This window comes from Mesotoga sp. HF07.pep.5.2.highcov, from assembly GCF_003666285.1.
Lineage (GTDB): Bacteria > Thermotogota > Thermotogae > Petrotogales > Kosmotogaceae > Mesotoga > Mesotoga prima.
Window position 1 is genome coordinate 1 of record NZ_JFHJ01000002.1, and the last position, 19397, is coordinate 19397.

Here is a 19397-nt window from a genome sequence, read left to right on the forward strand (position 1 = left end):
AAACAGGGAATTTGCTCTTGCAAAAAACAGCATCTTTGTTTATCACACGCTTCAGAATCATTTCAAGGTCGGTAAATTCTGAATTTTCGCTATCATGAGGTTTTTCGAATACAGAGCGAACAAAATCCTTATTTAGTACAACGAGATCGAAATTGCCTCTATCACCGTATTTAGCTTCATTATCGATCGATGTAATCGAGATATCATTACCATATCCCTCAAGAAGTCTGTTTTTTTCATATCTGAAATTTGTAGGATATTCTAGATGAACAAGGGAAACAGCTATCCCATCTTCCCTGTGAACGAGTTCTTTGCTGCCTCCCTCCATGATATCTCTTTGAAGAGAAGCATGGATGTCCGACTCTGTGAAGTAAAAGAAAGGATTCTCTCTGAATCTGTTTATCGTTTTCCTTATGCCATCATACACAAGCATTTCAACATCAGTCATTATTCGATCCCTCCAGTTATTTAGTTCCCGTAATTAACACGCTCTCACTTGCTTTCAGCAGGACGTTTGAGAAACGGTGATTGCAGAGGAAGAATCTCTATTTTATGCAGCGGGATGAAAGCTCATGACAAGAGCGGGCCTGCTGTTTTCAGAAATGAAGAACTTCACTCCAGATATGATTCCTCCTTTCTATGAGCGTGTTCTAGAGCAGAAGAACTGCGCAGTGTAGGTCTTCATCTTCCCGTCTCCATTTTCTAAGGAACCGGTTCCACCAGTAAATGATTCTAAAAGTGTATTGAGAGAAAAGTATTTGGTTGTGTCAAAGAAGTTCGGATTGGTTTTTGGCTGTTCTGCATATGCGAAAGCCAACGGCGTTACCCGCTGAAGAGGGCTCCAGATAATCGCGATGTGTTACCCGAGCGAAAGTCTCATTGAGGCCCACGCTTCCACCCCGCATGACCCGTTCGTAGTCGCCTTCAGTATTGTACGGGTTTGTATCCGGGCTATACCTGTAATAGTCTTCCTCGTACCAGTCGGAGCACCACTCCCAGACGTTGCCGGACATATCGTGGATTCCCAGTTCATTCGGGGCCTTCTTTCCCACTTCGTGCGTCTTGATTCCCGAATTTTCGGAGTACCAGGCGACTTCGTCCACGTCGTCGCTTCCTGCATACTTATGACCTTCGCTCTTGTTCCCTCCCCTGGCCGCATACTCCCATTCGGTTTCCGTAGGTAGCCTGAATCCGGGTACTCTTTCCAATTTGTCCGTAGCCTTTCCCGTGGCATCCAGCAGGCGTCCGTCATCGTCATAGGCCTTTGGGAGACCTTCTCTCTCGCTAAGCCAGTTGCAGAACTCCACGGCGTCCCACCAAGTTACGTTTATGACGGGCAAATCTCCCCTCCCCCAGCCCTCATCGGAAGGAGGGATTCTTCCCGTGACTTCACAGAAGACGTCGAATTCGGAGAACCTGACTTCGTGCTTGCCAATGTAAAAGTCATACGTAATTCTTACTTCGCGAACCGGTCTTTCGTCTATCAATCCGTCGCCCCATGTGTCTCCCATTTTGAAGCTTCCTCTCTCGACGCGCACCAAGTCGGGAATCTCTCCGGCTGGAATAAATGGGGACTCATCGGCCTGTCTTTCATTTATCTGTGAAAATGAATCTGCTTTTGTTTCGCTACGTGTCGCTCTGCAGATTCGAAAGCCCACGCCATTGTGGATTTCCATCGGTGAAAGGTTTTCTCGGTGAGCAATCCTTGCTAAATTGGCAGGCTTGAACCAGCAGCCGCCTCTAATGACCCGGCCGCCTTCGCTTATTGAATATGGATTGGTCTCTTCCGAGTCCGTATAATCATCGAATCGATCTGAACACCACTCCCAAACGTTGCCGCTCATGTCGTACAGGCCAAGTTCATTTGGCATCTTCATCCCAACTTCGTGGGCTACGAGCCTCTTTGCTTCACTCAAATCGGTCGGAGCATCACTGGGTTTTTCATCGAACCAGGCAACAAGGCTCGGGTCATCGGAGCCGGAATACTTGTGACCTCGGCTCTCTCTCCCGCCCCTTGCCGCATACTCCCATTCGGCCTCGCTCAACAACCTGTATCCCCGTACTCTTGCTATGTCATTCGTCTTCTTCCCGTTTTCGTCCAGAAGACTCCCGTTTTCATAGTAGGCCGGAGGTAAGCCCTCCTTCTCGCTTAACCAGTTGCAGTACCAGGTCGCCTGGAACCAGTTCACGTTGATTACCGGTCTTCTTCCCCTTCCCAGTCCCTCATCTTCCGGTTCCGTTGCTCCTGTCTCCATGCAAAACCTGTCGTATTCCTCGAAGGTCACTGAATACTTACCCACGTAGAGATCGTAAGTGATATTCACTCTGTGCGCCGGTCTTTCAACGTCGGCTCCGTCTCCCCAGGTGTCACCCATGACAAAACTACCGCCCTCGACATAGACCAGTTCATCTCCATTTGTTGTTTTTATCTTAGAAGATTCAGTTTCGGCGGCTATTCGTTTTCCAAGTGCCAACGCTATGCTTTCTAAAGCCCAAGTCGCGGCCTCTTCATCCATGGAGCAGTTTTTTCTAAGTAGTCGGGAAAAGCCTTCAATTGCAGCAGTCTGAACAGAGGAGTCTTCGCTTTTCATTAGCTCGCTCAACAAGCCCTCTCTCAGAGCCGTTACGATAGCCTTTATCTCGGTTTCAGATTCCTCAAAGGACGTTTTGAGCAAGGTCTCGATCTTATCCGGTTGATCGAGTATATCTACACCGTGCGTCTTCACCAGCTCTGTGAGTTGTTCTCTAACTCTTTCGTTCAAAGAGCTCACTCCTTCTAGACGGAGTCTCACTGCGCAGGCAATAAAGCCCTCCGTCATCCAGTCCGTTCCATACAGCAAGCCCGTTCAGAGACTATTCTTCACATTTCTTCTGTTTGATCGGTCACATGGTTTTCGAGTCTGATTTCGAAGTCGCGAGTGTTTTGGAGAGTCACGGTCTCCGTATCCCCGTCTTTGAGATACAGAATAGTCGCTGAAACAGGGTCGAGAGAATTCTTCAGAAGATACAGGTAGAACTCCATCTGGAACTTGTATCTCTCAAGCATGTCAGCTCTCTTTTCGGCCAGCTTGAAGTCGACGATCTTCCAGCCTTCAGATGTCTTGTAGAGTTTGTCGATTACGCCCGCCAGTATGAACTTGTCGAAGGCTCTTTCGAAGCGCACTTCGCTTCTGCAAACCTCTGAGTCCTCGATTTCGCGAATTATCTCGTGATGGCCAAGCTTCTTCAGTTGCTCCAGGATCTCCTTTGCCCTTTCAGGGGCCGCCGATCCTCTTAGAAGTTCAGGATCGCTCAGGATCTCACTCAGTCTCTTTCCCTTTGGTCTTCCGGCGGGGTTTCCGAGCTGCTCGAAGATCCTGTGAACGTACAGCCCTTCGGCTGTTGAGGAACGTGAAGTTCTTTCGATACTGTCGATATCCAGAATCTCTGTCTGTTTGTCATCGAAATCGAGCGTAGTGGGCGAGACTATTCTCCTGAATTTGAGATGATCGAAGCGCTTCATGTAATCTTTATCGGGCTCTTTCCACGCGGTTCCTTCACGTCCTATTTCCGCGCTTTCAAGAAGAGCCGGTGTCTTCACAAAAGTAACCAGATCCTCAAGCTCTTTCTCCAGCTGCCCGGTTTCTTCGCTGTAAAGGCCAATCACTATCTGAGGAAGCCAGCCGATATCCGTATCGTCTCTCTTCTTTTTCAGCTCCTTCTCCATGGCCTCTTTGTCGACATTCATCACAAGAATTTCCCTGGGTCTTGTCAGCGCCACGTAGAGGGTTCTCTTCTCTTCTTCGACCTGTTTTCTCAGATCTGCTCTATACACAAAATCCAGTTCATCCGTCGTTAGTTCCTTGCTGTAAAGAGTGAAACCCTTCGAAGCCGTGTCGAAAAGCAATGAAGGGGTCTCTTTCCTCGGATTCTCCGTCATCTCTGCGACGATCACAACGGGAAATTCCAGCCCCTTTGCCTGGTGGACTGTCATTATCTTCACGCTGTCGCTCTTCTCGTTCTCCAGGGCCGCTTCGCCCTCGTCCGCCTCTTCGGAATACAATTTAATGTTTTTCGAAAACTCCCTCAAACTTATCCCGAGAGAGTCGAGCTCCTTGGATATTTGAAGGAATTTGATCACGTTGGCCAGACACTGCTCGGGCATTGCAAGGAGCGTCATCTTAGGAAGATAGTCCGTCTCTCCGACGAAGGAGTCGAGAATTTCTCCCGGCTTAAGTAGTCTTGCAAGGCGCGAATACCTTGTAATGATCGTGCGAAGATCGACGAAGGATTTATCTTCGCTCCTCATAATGCAATCATAGAAGTGACTGTATTTCTCCTTCAGTCTCGCCGCATCCTGAAGCGTGCCTCCCCATGCTGGAGAAAGGAAGAATGACAGGAAGGCCCTGTCGTCTGCGGGATTGCCGAGAAAACTGACGAATGCTATCAGTCCGGCTATCTCAGGCCGCTGGAAGAACTTTCTAGAGCCCACCGTATAGTAAGGAATCCCATTTGCTTCAAGCGCCTCCTGATACTGCTCGACGTTCTTGAATTTTCTGAGGAGTATAGCTATGTCCCCTGGCCGTATCTTGCGCGTTACAACAGATTTTCCCTCTCTGAAATCGAGCTCCTCATCCAGAAGCGAACGTATGTAAGCAGCGACTAGTCCTGCGTGGTCTTTATCTTTGCTTTCAAGTATTCTTACTCGCTTTTCTCTCTTGTTGCCGTGGGGATCAAGGGCCTCCACATCTTTGCCGTACCTCGACGCAAATGCCTCAAGCGTTGGGTTGCTCATCACTTTCTTGAAGAATATGTTGTGGAACTTCACAATCTCCGGGTGCGACCTGTATGATTTTTCGAGAGTGTCAGTAGCGTCGTCGCTTTCTTCGAATTTCCTTCTTGTCAGATTGAAGATCTCGACATTCGCTCCCCTGAACCGGTAAATCGACTGCTTGTCGTCCCCTACAAAAAGCACCTTCACATTTCCCGAAGCCGTCAACTTAGTGATAATCTCCGCCTGAAGCTCGTCCGTATCCTGGAACTCGTCTACGAGAATGTACTTGAACCTCTTGGAATATTCCGCTGCTATCTTGGGATTGTCGTTCAGCATCTTCCTTGTCTCTTCTAGCAACTGCTCGAAGTCGAGCTGAGCCTTCTTCAATGTCAGTTCCTCGTATTCCTTGTTTAGCTTTTTAAATGCTTCGTGGCAGACAGCTGTCGCTCTGGAGATCTTCTCGGCGTTCTCTTCCTTATCTTTGTTTTCAATCGGTCTGTAGAGATACATGTTGTGTCTCTGTTTGGAGAGGCAGTCCTCAAGAATCTTGTAAGTCTTGTCCAGGCCGTAGATGTCTATCATTTCATCCAGAGAGTCGAGATTGCGCGAGAAGAATCTTCCAAGGGCCTGAAGTTCGAGTATCTTCTTCGTTCCCGTAATGATCGAGAATCCAGTATCCAGATCGGAATTCGTATTCAGAATAGACTCCCTGAGTATTCTCGCGCAGAAGGAGTGGATAGTCGAGATCCAGGCGTGCATGACCCTTGAATTGATCTCTTTCCATCTTTTCCGCTCGCTTTCGCTGGCAGCTTTATCTATTTGTTCCAGTATCGCCTTCGCCACTCTCTCCTTCATCTCTGCAGCGGCCTTTTCAGTGAAGGTAATCGCCAGGATGTTTTCGATGCCCAGCTTTTCGTCAGAGCGAAGAATTTTCATGTATTCCTCCACCAGCCTGTATGTCTTGCCGGTGCCTGCAGAAGCGGAGATGAATGTGTTCTTATTCATCGCTTGGCCCGCCTTTTTGTCTCCACTTCAGAATGTTGAAGATTCCTTCGTTTTCGCACCCGTAGCAACTAGATGCTTTTCCTTTCCAGGTTTCGATGGAGAAATCGCCCGACTGGATGCTTTTGATTATCATTTCCACGGCTCTGATAAACTCATCGTCCGAAATCTTTCCCTTTTCGGCAGTGTCGCAAATCTTGAACTTGAGTCCACCAAGGAACTTCCACTTTCTTTCACCCGAAGAGTAATCGATCGAAAAATTGTTGCGTTTATTCTTACCCTTTATGAGCCTGAATTCTCCCCCGCTCACCACTTTGTTCTCTTCCGAAAAGGCGTTTTCGACTGCCATCGAATAGAGTATAAGCTGTTCGGCCATCGCTGATCCCAGACTTTTTCCGCTCTTGTAGTCGATGACAAATAGCGTACCGTCTTCACAAGTGTCTATCCTGTCTACGATTCCGTGTACACAAATCTCGGGGGTCAGCTTCAGCGGGCCGTGATCGGATGTATCGAACCCAAAGGAGAGCTCCGTACGGAATACAGTCCTTCCGGCACTGGTCTCCTCCGATTGATCGTAATCCACATATTCTGTAAGTATCTTCAGCATCTGATCGTAGCGCCTTTTGAAGAGCGCCTTGTTTATGCCGCCAGAAAACCTCCGGAGATTCTTCTCGAGGCTCACATCTAGCGGGACGCCACTTCCGAGGTGATCGCTTAGAACGGCATGAAAAACGCTCCCCGCATCCATGGGAGAAAGCTCTAGTATCTCCTCCGGAACAGGCTGCAACCCAAGCACATAGTTCAAGAAATACTTGAATTTGCACTTGCAGTAGGTCCCGACCGTAGAGAAGCTTATACATTTCTCCGTCAGCTCCTCGGCTGCTTTCACGCCGGGGACCTTGAAGGAAAAGTCGTTTGTGATCGAGCTCAGGTTCTTCTCCAGAGTGGCGACTATTTCCGAGTCTTCATGTTTCTCCCATTCCTTGGGGCTCTCCTTGAATAGACTGGCTATCGAAAGCCTGTAATCCGCCGGGCTCATAGACTCCGAAGGCGAGGACACGAGATCGGTGCGCTTCCCTTCTACGCGGCCGTGGGGTTTGGACTCAGATTTGCCGAATGCCCCAAGAACCGACCCTTCGTAAGGAGACTTCATCAACACGTTTCCATCGACCGTGGAGTTCGAGAACGTTATGCAGAGCCTTTCCTGTGCGCCGCTTATCGCCAGAAAAAGGCCCAGCTTCTGCCTGTTCTCCTGAATGCCCAGAATGTCCTTGGCTCTGGGCTCTGAGTACTGCGCGCCCGCATAGAGTGGATTGAGAGACAAAACGGGGTAATTTCCCTCGTTGAATCCCATGAAGTACTTGACCTTCTTCGAAGTGTAACGAGAGTCGATCAGTGAGAGGACTTCAACTCCACCCCCCATATTGGCCTCGCCCCGCAGATCCTCGCCTTCCAGATACTTCATGAGAGACTTGTAGTATTTTTCTGGATCGTACTCGGTGATTTCCATAGCTTCAAGAATCCCGGCGTGTGAAGGAACGGCTCTTTGAATGAACTGTTCGACGCAGGCAATGTTTTCAGATACCAATGTCTTTTCCTTGTTTCCCGTAAGCTCTCTTAATCCAAGACCCTCTTCACAGACTCGGAAGAAGTCTTCATATTTCGAAAGAGGCATCGACACGTTTCTATCAATGCTATTCAGAAGTGAAAAGACCCTCTTGACAGCGGGTTTGGCAGCATACTCTATGAACCGTATCTCTTCTTTTATCTCCTGGATTTGGGACAGAGCAGAGAAGTCCTCGTCAAGATCGTCGTTGGAGGCTAGGCTTTCAGATTTTGCATCGAGAAAACGTTTGTATGTCTCTAGCTTCTCCAGCCATACCTTCTTTGCATCCTCTGCCGTGGCTCCCGACATTTCGAACTGCAGACCGGCCGATGCCATTACTTTCTCGAAAAGAACGGAATCTATCGTACCGCCACCGTAGCCGGCATCTATCATTTCGAGGATTCCCGAAGGCTCGAAAGAACCGGATACCACTTCAAGCGGCAGCAGAAGGGTCTGGACGCTCTTCGACTCGAGCAAGGAAACCGAATTCTTGCTCACTACAGGAATCCCGAAGTCGTTCAGCGACTTCTTCAACACCCTCCAGTAATCCTGATTCGGTATTACAATCTCTATCTCCTCCGGCTTCAGTTCTCCCTTCGCTATCGCCCTCTTTACTTCCCTGGCGACGAAGTCGACCTCCCCGTACAGATCGTTGCACTCGACAATCTCGGCGTTTTCACACCCGGTGTCATTGAACTCTTCCCGATCCGAAAAGAGAATCTCCTTTACTTTTGTAAGTGAGCCGATTTCGCTCCGATCAACATTTATCGTGTCGAAGTCGATGCCCTCGAAGAGATCTGAAATGGTTTTACTCTCCCTGAACAGATTTCTTCTATCACTATCTTCAGGACATGAGAGATAGACCTCGTCGAAACAACGCATAATATTCTTCAGAAAAGCCCTGGTTGCCGGACTGAAATCGTAGAAACCGTCTATGAACAGAGTCTTTCCGAAAGCGCCTCTTTCGAGATCGGTTTGCTCTGCCGCCAGCCTCATAGCATCGTATGAATCGAAAAGCTTGCCTTCTTCAAAGTGTTCTTGAAGCTCTGCGTAGACTTTCCTCAGAACCTCTGGAACGGCGTCTTCTCTCCCGAAGGCGGTCTCGAAATTTCCGAGATTCTCTTTCAAGACTACGATTGCTTCATGAAAGTAACTCGTGGCCTTTTCTGAAGGATAGTAATTCTTGACCTTTTCGAAGGCCTTCGCGATTTCTATTCGTTCGCCTCTTTCGGGAACGGCTCTGCGATCCGGGAACATCTCCCTCACTATTCTCATGGCGAGAGATCTCTCAGTACTGAACTGTCCGGCGGCGATCGAAAGCCGCCTCTTCACCAAGGAGTCTTTCACCGTTCGCAGAAAAAAAGAAGATGGTCCTACGAAGAGAAAGGAGAAGGGATCTCCGCTGTAGGTTTCCTGGATCTTCTGCAGCAAGTAATCGCTTCTTCTTCTGCCTTCTTTTCCACAGACAAGAATACCTTTCAAGAACTGCCCCCTAAATAAAGATCTTAACTTTACTACCATTGTACAGTTTTTGATAACGTAAACAATGCGTATCTCACTCCTGATATAATTAATTTAATAGTCTTGCCGTTACGTCCAGCAACTTTATTCATTGTCGTCACTCACCCGAGAAAGATCATATCCAGAGAATGGCCTGCGTCAGCAGAATCCTTTTCGATTCTCAAAGTCATTGGCAAGGTAGTCTTCCGTCAAGGTTCGATATTCATTTTTGGAATACTCTTTTTAATATAGAAATCCCTGATAGAAAGAAAAGACTTGCTTCGTAAATTCACAGGTCGAATCTGAGCGATCGGTTGTCTCTGCTACTGTAAGCGGTACTGGTTGTGGTGAAATCTGGGGATTTCTTGTTTTGACATTCAAGAAACGAGTCAAGAATTCCGGGCTCCGAGAAATGCTTCAATCTTCACTTTCATAGAAATGATTGATGAACCCCACTATGAAAGTCGTGTCATACTCTCTTGGAAGTATTGTCTTTTCAGCCTCATGGAATCTCTCCGGATACTTTGATGAGAGTTTCTTCAGCTCGTCCCTGATGGATGAGCTCAGAGGTTCATTATCAGAGGGATTTCTACAAAGATAAACGTAGTGTGCCGTACTAAAATCATCTGTAAGATCGGATACTGAGAGGATTGTGTATGGAAGAATCCTTTCTTTCTCCATCTGTTTAATTTCGAGAAGAAGTCCTGTCAATCTATCAGAGAGCTTTGTAAGAAGATCTGTTCTTGCCTGCAGGAAGGAGGATCCCGATTCCCTATAAGTTTCTAGCTCTCTTCTGCAAAGAAGCACTTCCCTGCGCCTAACGTTTTCCGCGTAAAGTAATCCTTTTGTACTCAAGGAGTTCTCCCACTGTTTCTCGAGATTCAAGTAATCGAGTTTCCTTTCAATAGCACTTCTAATTATCCCACCCAGTTCCCCCATCCAGTCAAGACTCATATTATCATCTCCTCATGCCCTTGAGTATCCAGTGTTCCCATATATCACACTGTTTATAGCTGGAATATCCCATATGGTTATGATTTGCATGGGAAATCCCTTTCTGCTACCACCTTCCGTAACGAGAATGGCCTCCAGCTTCTTGCCGGCATTACTGGCCTCGACAAATGCATCGACTACTTCGAAAAGAGTAGTGTTTCTATTGACGAACTTCACATCTTCATTCTCTTCTGAGAATTCAAGCACCGTTTCAACAGTGCTTTCATCAAGGTAAGCTCGTTCTTCTTCTCCAACGCTTGCCATCCATCTGGCAAGAGCGTTTGTTGTAAGAATTCCTTTGTATTCCTTGTTGTAGTAAACGGGGATCTGTGAGAAAGACTTCTCTCTAATTATCGCAAGAGCGCTCCTGACAGATTGTTCAGGATCGATGACTGTAACTCCCTCATTCTTATTCAGAGATGTAATCTTGGGAGGGTTTCTGAGCTCCCGTGCAATGAATTCAATATCCTCTACAACACTTTCATGCGGCTCCGCTATGGTCGAACCATCTGGTGACCTAGTGTGAACAATAGCGTTTCTTAGGTCAGCATAATCTAATAACCTATGCTTAAATGTACTTAAAACCCGATCGTTGTTGGCCACTTTTGTCACTACGCTTGAAAATTCGAGCCTGCCAGTGGTATTTGTTGCGCGCCTAAGATACTCTTCAATTGAAACAAAAGCCGCAAGAAACCTGCTTGAATTATCTTTCTTGTCCATAGACTTCCACCTCCACAAATGAATTCTCTAGAACTTGATGAAGCTAGTGAAGCTGATCGATAGGTCTGTAAATAGAAAACAAGTAGACTACAGAAAGTAGAGTGTGTTTTGGGGAATTTCTGCTAGGTGCTGAACAAAATGGTGTGAGAACGTCAATAAGAGAGGTAAATAACTAATAGTTTACAATTTCATTATAGCAGTTAGATGTTGAATCTGTCAAGGGGGTTACAGCTTCCAGAGAGGGTTTCAAGAGATGTTGATTATATAAGTGGCTTCATTGGCCGATAAGGTTTACTGAAAAATATTACGATGTTGGGATATTTGAATAAGAAACACTTACTATGACAAAGACCGCCTTGTTTTACGTGCTTAACGGTTCTTTTTGTTTTTCTAGTTTCAAGTTCAGGAGTTCTTTCTGAACATTCCGAACACTAATAATTCCGCTAGACCATTGTGTCTTCGGGGATTCTGAGTTATGTTTCTTACTTTCGTTTCCTTACCTTATCGCGGGCGATGTCATGAGCTCGATAATCAAATCATCCGAAGACAATGCAATGCAAAAAACGAGTCTGTCACGGAAAAGACCGCTTCAAATCAATCAAAAGGCTTCCGAGATTGGAGTCGGATCTTGTTTATTTTGTCATCACCAAAGGGATCTTTCGGGTAGTTATCGATTCTCAAAATCGCCGGATTATCCTGAAAAATCCATGATTTCATTTTGACACCTCTCTTCTCTGTTCGCTAAGACAACCATTTTCTGAAATCAACGTCTTTCCCGGGCCGATCATATTGCCTACTCTTTCTCTTTCCGATTTTCTCAAAACATGCCTCATCTTCCCGATTCCTACAAAGCTACTCAAGGTATAAGTAACTTGTCGCCTTGATGAGACTCCTATACATACGTTCTGCAAGCCTTGGCAACAATCCGATATAAGCTTCTTTTTGTAGCTACAGTGGCAAGTTCCGGAGCCCTCTACATATCTGTCTTAACTTTCAGGGGATAACGAATATCGCCTTCATTTCCAATACCTTTATTGCAAGCTACAGCTGAGTCTCGAACGCATCAAGAAGTACTGGATATAGAAGTGACAATAGCTGATACGGTGCCCCTGAATTGGTTAATAATGGTCGAGAGAGTCATCCGAAGCACTTCTCTCAGATCTTCGAAAATCCTCTCAGTTGCTTCCTATTCAATCAGCACTTAGTAGTGTCTGGCTTTGATGAATGAATCAATGAACTTTTCCATTGGTTCCTCCAGAAAGCTGCAGTCCTCCTTATATTCCAGAAAAGGCGGTGGGAAAGTGCAGCCTCCCGGATAATGTGCTGCAGACTCTATTATTAGATTCTTATCCTCCTTACGTATCGTGAAACCATAAATAATCATGGGATCGGAAAGAATTGAGTATTCAGAATCTTCATCATCCGGATCATACGAAAACGAACTGCCATCCGCACTCACAATGGGAGGTTCAGTTTCCCCCATGATGAATGGGAAGAAGAGCATTAGGTTTTCTTCCAGAATCTCTCTTCGTAAGTCTCTTTCTTTTCGATCACTGAACTCGGGAATGGAAGAATAGTCTTCAGCAGAACCTATTCCGGAAGTTGGTTCCATTTCAGGATCAAGTATTGTCTTGCAATAATCGAGTGTCTTTTCAGCAAACCTCATCAGGTCGAATTTTTCGATTTCTACAGTTTTCTTCATGATTCCTCCTCTTGTTTGTACCAGCATTTTCCTTTGCTTCTTCGCTTTAAAATCTCCAGATAATGTTATCCAGTAATCTAGGAGTCATGTTTGGAAATGAGTGTCTGAGAAATTCACAAGCTGACTGGACTATTCTGCATGCAAGGTCGGGAGTTATGTTTTCGCAATCAGTTGCAGTCTGCAGGAATCTTAAGATCATTCTGTCAGGTTTCACAAAGTCATCGGAACCGATAAGCATATAGAAGTATCTAATAGATATTCCACTTCTCTGCCCTGGAATGGTCAAAACAGATTTTTCAAACTCCTCGTTATTTAACAAAGAGCTAGAATCCTTAAGGTATTCAACATCCTGTGATCTCACTGCCTCAGAAAACATCATGACCGCTTCAGCTTTTAGTATTCCGTTGACAGTAGAGGTCCGTTGCTTGTTACCGAACACTTCTGCGGCCATTCTTTGTGGTGAGTACGCGTGATACAGTGAGAGGAAAGATGAAACTGAAAACGATTCGGAAGTACTTTCAGCGCCCAGAAATCTGCAGAATCTGTCTACTGTGTTTCTTGTAGAAGCGTAACTCACGCCTATCGAGAAAACCGTATCGATTATGCATAAAGGCAAATTCGGATAACTGAATTCGCTTCCAAGCATGGCAGAATAAAGATCGAGATTCTCGAAGCAGTACTTGGCAGTCAATTCTGAAAGAGATTCCAATCTATCTGTCTTCATTCAAGCATTATTCTCCTTGAGCGAAATAAAGTCTGTTTTGATCCCCCGATGAGATAATTTAATTCCGTTTGAAAAAAGAAGAGCATCGACACCAATCTCTATCGAAAAAGGAAAGAGTTCAGGTGATCTTCCGATTTCTTCAACAGGAACTGATCCATTCTCCCTGCTTAATAGTAGGCTGTAAATCAACCATTGTGCTACCTGCTTTCTTCTCACGGCAACTCGCAGCTTTTGAACGGCGGTATATGATTTAGACTCTTTTGTACTCTCTATAATTTCCCACATTATCATGGTTTGAATTACCCTTGAACAGGCTCTGGTAAGTGTTGACCTCCCTCCCCAAATCTTACCGATTCTGTCGTGAACTTGGCTGACTTTGAAGTTACCCTGAAGGGCAATGAGCTTCCCAATGATTGTCGCGATATCTCTGAAGAAAGGATAGGTTGCTATGCTCATGCCCCAGTGGAATACTCTGGTGTCAATCTCTGGATTCTCTTTCAGAATCTCAAGAGCCCTTTTTCGCAAAGGTACCAGCTTTGTGTTGTTATCTAGCCACATTCTCGAAATGACGAGTCTTGTCTTTCTTCTCGCATCTTTTCCAGGAAGATCTAAGGCCATAAATCTCTCTTGCATTTCTCTTATGTGCTGAGTGCTCTTTCCTTCAGTTAGAAGTTCCATAGTGACATCTAGCCATTCCTTTTTTATCTGTCTATCAAATCCAAGCATCTTCGACAATTTGCTCATCCTTTCCTTAATCTGATTAGTGGAACGATAACCTCTTCTAGTGTCAAACCACCGTGAGAAACCACAACCGAGTTAGCTGTTGTGAAAGCCCGTCTCCCTCGAGCTATGAGAGGAAAGAAATTCTGTGGGAGTCCCACCGGAATCCACTCTATCGAATCTGGGTATTCAAGATGGATCTTCCCCCTCAAGAGCCGATCTTTGTAGATTCTAACCCTTTCACCTCTTGTCTCCGCAATCAACCCTTCTGAAGGATTACCCATTCCGTTTGCTTCTACGTTTCCATGATCGCTAGTTATAACAACCTCATAGCCCTCCCTGAAAAGTAGTTTGCATAGGTCTAGAAAGCAGCTTTCCTTTGCCCAGGTTTCTGTGGCTGCTAATAGTGCCCTCATTCCAATGTTCTCGCCATGAGCCTTTTCGTCAAGTTCTCTTATGACAATCCCAATTAACGATCGCCCATTGTTGATAGACTGTTCTACTTCACGGATTAACTGATTGTCAGGTTTGTTAATGTGAGAGATCTCTCTTTCTCTAAAACCTCTATCCAACCATGCCCGCTCCCACAGCCTGCTCTCTGCAGAGTTACTTGTTAAACTTGGCAGGTCCATGGGAAGCATTCCGGAAAAGATTGCCTGCCTGGACACTGCAGTTATTGTCGGAATCATTGCATAAGCTGCGTACTGCTCAAATGAAAAGTCTTCCATGCAGTCAGACACTCTTAGCCACTGAAGAAGAGACATTCCATCTATTACTATAAGAGCGAGCTTCTTATTCTCTATGGTTAACTTGCTTGTCCAACTCAAAATATCTCTTACTGTCACCGGCCATCTTGACGAGACCGTGAGTAACCTTCCATACTCTTCGGTCATCCAGCTTTCGAATTGAGAATCTATGATTGTCCTAATTGCATTCATATCTAACTGATCGTCGTTTCCTAAAGGGATCGAACAGGCAACTAGGTTGAGCTCTGCCCAGCGCCAGGCAAAGTCAATCCAGTTATTGTAACTAGTATTAGCTTTTGGAAGTGAATCACTGACAATCTGGAGAAGCTTCTTGAATCGTATTCGCTCTGAACCTGGACCATCAATCCCTATAACCATCCAGGATTTTTCGAACTTCGACGGATCATCAACAGGGACAGGTTTAAGCAGGCCCTCGGCAAACATTGTGTCTGTATAGACCTTTATAGAGGGATCATCGAAGGGCAGAGAATTAGGACCTTTCTGTCTGAATGAAGCTTCGTTATTATCACTCACTGAAAATCTACCATGCCTCTTCAGAAATACTGGCCATCTTTCCTGAAGAAACTCAAGAAAACTCTCTCTGTGCTCAACAAAAGAGGGTAGATCCAACAGCCTCTCGTAACCCTTTTCTCTTGCAATATCCATTACAAGATCGAAAAGCTCGCCTCTAAGCTGAAGCCTGTTATAGTGGAGCTTTATAAGCCAGGCTATAAGCTCAGTTAGGTTATAGCGCTTGGAAGGATCGAATTCATAGATGCGCTTCAGAATGAACTCTCTCGTCCTCCTTGTCGATAGATAATCGAGGTCGTCGCTATAAGAATCATTGAGCCTATCTAACTCCCATCTTTCAAGACTCTCGAGAGCGGTTCTGCTGAGTTTCGGAAAGATCGAACTCAATGAAACATCAACGGTCAATAGTGATGAATAGATGTCGAAGGGAAGTTCTCCCGCAGGTGTTTCTCTTGTCAGTACTAAGAAGCTCTTTGCTTTGTCTCGAAACTCACTTTCATATTCAAATCTAAAGGCAATAGGATCTTTATACTCAATAACATGGAAGCCTCGTTCCGATAGCTCTTCAAGAACTGCCTGATCGACAAGTCCGTCGGGATCATATACGATCATAGAGTCCTTTTCGGGATTGAGTATCTTATCAATAATGCGAGAATTCAGGGATCTCATTACTCTTCCCCCTTGACGATCAAGGCAAGAAGAAGCTCGATTTGGGGAATAATCGTTTCTTCTTGGGAACTCCATTCTTCAAATTCCTTGTCGACCTTTCGAATTCTGTAATCCCTTACCTGTGAGAGACCCGATCTCTCTGCGAGTTTTCTTCTCATCCTGAACCAGTCTTTTTTCCTTTCTCTCTCCTTGTCCGCTCTCTTGTAATAAAGACTCTTCAGCTCATCGAAAGTCTCCTTCAATCTTCTATTTGCTCCTTCATAGATCCCTGAAGCCTCATCAAATGCAGTAATCGTACACTCTCCCTCGATGAGTCTGTTCCAGATCAGATCTGCCGACCCGTGAAGTAGATCCCCTTTTTCATTCGCAAAAACCGGTAAGACTCTCTGAAGATCATATTTTGAACCATGGGCGGTCACCCTCCATAGCGACCAAGTACCTGATATCCCTCTAGGTACGCTGCGAATTATCGCAGAGGGTACTGGTAATCCTTCAGGAAACTGCGGAATTTCCTTAACAATGGATCTGACCAAAGGATCGTTGAATGTTATTGCCCTGAAGTCAGGGTTATCATTGCGGGAGAAAGCCACAAGCTCCTCTCCAATTACCCCGGGAAGACTTATCTTCCAATTTTTGCCCAGTGCAATTGCCTTACCTCCCTTGCTCTTTACATAAGATGTGACTGCTCTTTCAAGCCAGTAGTGAACTGGTTGATTTATAAGCCTTCTCACTTCCTCTGGCTCAAGAGAACTGTCAGCAGGTAAGATTCTTCCTCTTTCCTTTGACAAAACAATTTGCTGTCTTATACTTTCCAGTGAATTTTCAATCTGGTTTTCCAGATTGTCTGGGTCTGTAATTGCAGTGACATAAATTTCGTCGAACAGATTGGCCGCTTCAGTCGAATCTAGGACATCTTCAGTCTTATCTACACCGAATTCTTCAAGAATTACTTTCAGCTTCTGTTCGATGACTTCGATAACTCTGAATTCAGCAGTCGACTTCATTGCAAGGTTGAAGGCCTTAACATCCTGGCTCTGACCAATTCTATCTACCCTACCAATTCTTTGTTCTATCTTCATCGGATTCCACGGCATATCGTAATTAACAACTACATGGCAGAACTGAAGATTAAGACCTTCTCCTCCCGCATCGGTAGAGATCATAATCTGAGATTCCTTAGCGAACGATCTCTGGGCCTTCAGTCTCTCTTCCAAACTCATTGAACCGTTTAGAATGCAAACAGGAAACCCCCTATCTTCGAGAAATCTCTGCAGCATCTTCTGTGTTGCTACAAACTCAGTAAAGACGAGAATCTTTACGTCTGGATCTATTTCCTCTCTTCTACTTGTTTGAATGATCTCCAGTAGTTTCATAGCCTTGGCATCGTTCTCTTCGAACTCGACCGATCTCGTCAAACCTAGAAGATAGCGAACCCTTTCCTCTTCGCTGACGAAAGGTTTGATCCTTATTATCCCTAGAAAATCTATCTCCTCGCTGTTATTCATCTCATCAAATTCTGCGAATGAATAACTGTTGAGTTCCAGTGGAAGTACCATTTGATCGCCCGAACCGGAGATTGCCTCCAGTCTTTTCTCCAAAGCGCTGGCTATAGCGGCAGTTGATGAGGCGACTAACCTCTGCATCAGAAGCATTAGAAACCCCATGTAATTTTGTTTCTGGTTTATCGCCTTCCGGTATCCTTCTCTTACGTATTTTGTGACTGCTTCGTACAAAAGATACTGCTTCACGTGGTTCTCGCCAAAATCAACAGATACCAGATTTGTGATCCGCCTTTTAAAAAGAGGTTTTCCCTCTATATCTATCGCCTTTCGCTTCTCCGTTCTAAGGACATACTCCGAAACCGTATCTCTGTCGAGTTCATCCTCCGAGGTGAATGCGATCGGGTCAAGAAGAGACATTAGCCTGAGAAAGGCATCGCTTTTTCCCTGATGAGGAGTGGCTGAAAGCAGCAAGACGTACGGAGCGGCCTGTGCAAGGCTCTGTCCCAACCTGTGTCTTGCCACTGCTGAATTGGTCCCGCCAAGTTTGTGAGCCTCATCGACGATTATAAGATCCCAGCCGGCATCGACAAGATCGAGAAATCTCTCTTGATTGTATTCTTGGAGTTTCTCATTGCTCCAGCCCTGACGGGAATAGATTGGCTTGACTGAATCCAGAGGACAGATTATTTGATCGAAGAGCTCCCAAGCATTTTGCACTCCAGACAGTTTCTTAAATGCAGAAAGCTCTGAAGGGATCACCAGCTTGAAATTCTCGTCGAACTTCAGTTTCATTTCGCTCTCCCACTGGGTAATCAGTCCTTTAGGAGCGACTATCAGAACTCTCTTGACAATACCTCGTAACTTCAGCTCCTGGATAATCAAGCCGGCTTCTATAGTCTTTCCAAGGCCAACCTCATCTGCAAGAAGGAAGCGTATCTTGTTACCTAGAAGTGCCCGTTGGAGAGCATGAATCTGGTGAGGGAGCGGTAGAACGGCTGAATTCATGGGTGCCAGAAGAATGTCTGACGAATTGAAGGCGTTCAGCAGTTTACCCGAAGCCGAGACATAGGATATGAAATCTTCCGAGAAAAAGTCCTTCGCCTCTTCAGCAGCTTTCAGCTCATCGGAGGCTATTTGGACTACCCTGTCTTCTCCCGGAATCCAGACTTTCGATGTCTTGTAACCCCAAATCTCCTTGCTTTCAAGAAGCATACATAGCTTCTTTTCACTTTCCAGCCAGTACCACTTTTCACTCATGGGCAACTCCACTTCAGAAAGAGCTTACACAAAAAGCAAAACCCAAACAAGTCATTTACTCTGACAACCAAAACTCATCTCTTAAAGTTACCTCTGTGACAGCATTCTCGTTCTCTCGATCGAAGTATTGACATTCCGTCAGCCACAATGCTATAATTTTCTCGCATGGGGGTGTCCCCGTGGGCGGAGCAGGAAAAAGGCTCCGCTTAACCTTTTTTAGGACAGACTTCCTAAGGATTTCCATTTTGACCCATGAAATTTGAGTCTTCTATTACAAACAAATTTGAATATCCTTTTCGAGTATTTCCACAAATCAGAATCTGCACCTTTTCTCAAGGAGTTTCCAAAACAGTAGGCTAGAATGTCCGCAATTTCCAGCCCGGCAATTCTATCCCTTTTCTCTCTGAAAAGAGGTGCAATTCTTAGTTTTTTCAGTTGTTCTTGATTTCGCGGTTTCAATCTCGTTGTTGCCAACCCGAAATCTCTTAAGTTCTCAAAAGATTGAGTGTAGAATTTGTCTTCAGACTTCTTTCTGCTTTCTAAAATCCAGATATATTCGTAATCCTCATCAAACGGTAATCTTTCAGAGATCATCTGTATGGAACCTATATAAGGGTGAACTGGATATAAGTACTTTCGCAAAATGTGGGTCTTGTCAATAAACGCCCCTACGAATCTGAACCTGAGGCTGCCAATAACTTTTAGCAAATCATTGTGGAATTCTTCTTCCTTACTAGGATCATTCAGGAACTTGTAAATCCTCTCCCTCTTAGATATCTCCTTGAAATGAAGGCAGAACTCAGCTTTGTGTTTGAACCACCTGACCTTGAAGTCCGTCAGTCCAAGAATGAACTCGGAATAGTCATCGGGATCCACTATTACCGCTGATAAAAAGAACACTTTGTTTTCATCACGATCAATCCCTTTGTAGCTAGGTGTTCCGTATTCGTCGGAGAATATGTACTTCACGGT

At 45.4% G+C, this 19397-nt stretch carries 13 protein-coding genes; all 13 read right to left on the minus strand.

Annotated elements, in window-relative coordinates; genetic code table 11:
- Positions 1–448, minus strand: a 448-nt coding sequence (locus BG32_RS00025; protein WP_147434754.1) for a hypothetical protein, incomplete at its 3' end; no start/stop codon positions are given.
- A gap of 319 nt (positions 449–767) precedes the next feature.
- Positions 768–2762 carry an SUMF1/EgtB/PvdO family nonheme iron enzyme gene (locus BG32_RS15940; protein ID WP_259459392.1) on the minus strand — a complete coding sequence of 665 codons (1995 nt, stop codon included), beginning with the start codon at positions 2760–2762 and terminating at the stop codon, positions 768–770.
- A 98-nt stretch (positions 2763–2860) separates the two neighbouring features.
- Complete coding sequence (locus tag BG32_RS00035; protein ID WP_121526185.1) at positions 2861–5758, minus strand: exodeoxyribonuclease V subunit beta; 2898 nt, start codon at positions 5756–5758, stop codon at positions 2861–2863.
- The gene (locus tag BG32_RS00040) at positions 5751–8843 is read right to left on the minus strand and encodes a PD-(D/E)XK nuclease family protein (RefSeq protein ID WP_183084245.1); all 3093 of its coding nucleotides are present in this window, start codon (positions 8841–8843) and stop codon (positions 5751–5753) included. Before BG32_RS00040 ends, BG32_RS00035 begins: the two co-directional genes overlap by 8 nt.
- A gap of 435 nt (positions 8844–9278) precedes the next feature.
- Positions 9279–9815 carry a hypothetical protein gene (locus tag BG32_RS00045; protein WP_006489794.1) on the minus strand — a complete coding sequence of 179 codons (537 nt, stop codon included), beginning with the start codon at positions 9813–9815 and terminating at the stop codon, positions 9279–9281.
- Positions 9816–9827: 12 nt separating this feature from the next.
- Positions 9828–10574, minus strand: a complete 747-nt coding sequence (locus BG32_RS00050) for a CBS domain-containing protein (protein WP_121526187.1) — start codon at positions 10572–10574, stop codon at positions 9828–9830.
- 594 nt (positions 10575–11168) lie between these two features.
- Positions 11169–11291: a hypothetical protein gene (locus BG32_RS15945; RefSeq protein ID WP_259459393.1), complete on the minus strand. Its 123-nt coding sequence runs from the start codon at positions 11289–11291 to the stop codon at positions 11169–11171.
- 484 nt (positions 11292–11775) lie between these two features.
- Complete coding sequence (locus BG32_RS00055; RefSeq protein WP_121526188.1) at positions 11776–12276, minus strand: hypothetical protein; 501 nt, start codon at positions 12274–12276, stop codon at positions 11776–11778.
- 46 nt (positions 12277–12322) lie between these two features.
- A complete protein-coding gene (locus BG32_RS00060; RefSeq protein WP_121526189.1) occupies positions 12323–13000 on the minus strand; it encodes a hypothetical protein in 678 nt (225 codons plus the stop codon).
- A complete protein-coding gene (locus BG32_RS00065) occupies positions 13001–13735 on the minus strand; it encodes a hypothetical protein (RefSeq protein WP_183084246.1) in 735 nt (244 codons plus the stop codon).
- Positions 13736–13740: 5 nt separating this feature from the next.
- On the minus strand, positions 13741–15666 hold the full coding sequence (gene pglZ, locus BG32_RS00070; RefSeq protein ID WP_183084247.1) for a BREX-3 system phosphatase PglZ: 1926 nt from the start codon (positions 15664–15666) through the stop codon (positions 13741–13743).
- The gene (locus BG32_RS00075) at positions 15666–18425 is read right to left on the minus strand and encodes a DEAD/DEAH box helicase (protein ID WP_121526192.1); all 2760 of its coding nucleotides are present in this window, start codon (positions 18423–18425) and stop codon (positions 15666–15668) included. The genes pglZ and BG32_RS00075 overlap by 1 nt, the downstream gene beginning before the upstream one ends.
- A gap of 216 nt (positions 18426–18641) precedes the next feature.
- A complete protein-coding gene (locus BG32_RS00080) occupies positions 18642–19394 on the minus strand; it encodes a DUF3800 domain-containing protein (RefSeq protein ID WP_121526193.1) in 753 nt (250 codons plus the stop codon).
- Between the last annotated feature and the right edge of the window lie 3 nt (positions 19395–19397).